We start from the raw sequence: 1229 nt of genomic DNA on the forward strand, positions 1-1229 counted from the left end.
TCGGTTTGGCAGGGTCGTCGCCCATCGCGCGGTAGCGTGCGGTCAGCACCTTAGCGGCCATCACGATCAGTACGATGCAGACGACCATCGAAAAGGGGTTCATCGTATCTCTCCTTCAACGAGGCTCGGGTTCCGGGCCGTCAGCACGATCGATGGTGATGTCGGTGGCAAAATCGCGTTGGATGGCGTTGGCTCGGTACGGAGCCGTTCGATCTCGTCGGCGACGCCGGCGCCGCGATCGGTAGCGATCCGTTCCAGCACGCGGACGCGCTGTTCGAGACGTTCGGTGTGGGCCGCATATTGTGCCGCCTTCTCCGCGGTCTGCGCATTAAGCGCGGTGGCCATCGTTTCCTTGTGCCGCAACCAGCTCTTGAACATCTCGCTGCCAATCCCGAGCGTGACGGGGGCGCCGACACAGACGATGGCGAGCATGAAAACCGTAAATCCGTCCATAGTCGAATGTCCTTAGCGGCCGCGAAGCGCTTCGATTTCACGAGCGGTGCGCTCGGCGGGATCGGTGGCGATGCGTTCGAGGACCGCGATCCGCTCCTCGAGGCGAGAGACCTGGCCGGTGAGGCGCTCGTTCTCGCTGCTGAGCAGTTCGACCTTCCGCTCGGCGGCAGGATCCTGCTTGTGCGCACCTCCCCAGTTCATCGAGTTGCCCCAGTCGTCGCTCGGCGGATAGCCGTGCTTGGTACGGATCCAGTTGTTCGCGATCCAGCCGATGGTCGTGATCGCGATGATCGCGATTATGAACCCGGGTCCAGCCCAATTCATCGTCATTCTCCCTGTTGACGCCGCGTCTCAGCGCAGGCTGTCGATCTCTGCCGCGAGGCTGTTGCTGGAGCGGCTGGTATAGTGCGTCTCGATGTCGGCGAGGCGGCGGTCGATGTCGCGGAACTTGCTCCGGACCTCGGCGGTCGAGCGCTTCGGGTTCGAGCGGACGCCCTGCCAGAACTTCGCGTCGTCGGGCGTTTCGTACAGCCCGATTGGCTTGGCATGCCCCATCCAGGCGACCAGCCAATAGGCGAGCAGCGTCCAGGGAAAGCCGCCGGCGAGCGTGAGCACGACCATTGCGACGCGGACGAAGAGCACGTCGATCCCGGTATAATCGGAGATCCCGGCGCAGACGCCCTTCCACTTGGCGTTCTGTTTATCGAGGTAAAACTGGGTGCGGCTGCCGGACATTTCAGTTCCTCCGATCAGAAGTGCGGTCGGATTGCTGGTCC

At 63.0% G+C, this 1229-nt stretch carries 3 protein-coding genes; all 3 read right to left on the reverse strand.

All coding sequences use genetic code 11. The features are described from left to right. Positions 1-99 precede the first annotated feature (99 nt). Genes U1872_RS22925 through pspC form a run of 3 tightly spaced genes read right to left on the reverse strand, consistent with a single transcriptional unit; the run spans position 100 to position 1188 of the window. Positions 100-453, reverse strand: a complete 354-nt coding sequence (locus U1872_RS22925) for a hypothetical protein (protein WP_443025442.1) — start codon at positions 451-453, stop codon at positions 100-102. Between the two features lie 12 nt (positions 454-465). Then, the gene (locus tag U1872_RS22450; protein WP_332743616.1) at positions 466-777 is read right to left on the reverse strand and encodes a hypothetical protein; all 312 of its coding nucleotides are present in this window, start codon (positions 775-777) and stop codon (positions 466-468) included. 27 nt (positions 778-804) lie between these two features. Beyond that, positions 805-1188 carry an envelope stress response membrane protein PspC gene (pspC, locus tag U1872_RS22455; protein ID WP_332743548.1) on the reverse strand — a complete coding sequence of 128 codons (384 nt, stop codon included), beginning with the start codon at positions 1186-1188 and terminating at the stop codon, positions 805-807. Positions 1189-1229 lie beyond the last annotated feature (41 nt).

The organism is Parasphingomonas frigoris (assembly GCF_036663815.1).
Lineage (GTDB): Bacteria > Pseudomonadota > Alphaproteobacteria > Sphingomonadales > Sphingomonadaceae > Sphingomonas.

Excerpts from the sequence above, each read along its gene's own strand:
- U1872_RS22925 (WP_443025442.1), bottom strand. The coding sequence starts at position 453 with ATGGACGGATTTACGGTTTTCATGCTCGCCATCGTCTGTGTCGGCGCC.
- pspC (WP_332743548.1), bottom strand. The coding sequence starts at position 1,188 with ATGTCCGGCAGCCGCACCCAGTTTTACCTCGATAAACAGAACGCCAAG.
- U1872_RS22450 (WP_332743616.1), bottom strand. The coding sequence starts at position 777 with ATGAATTGGGCTGGACCCGGGTTCATAATCGCGATCATCGCGATCACG.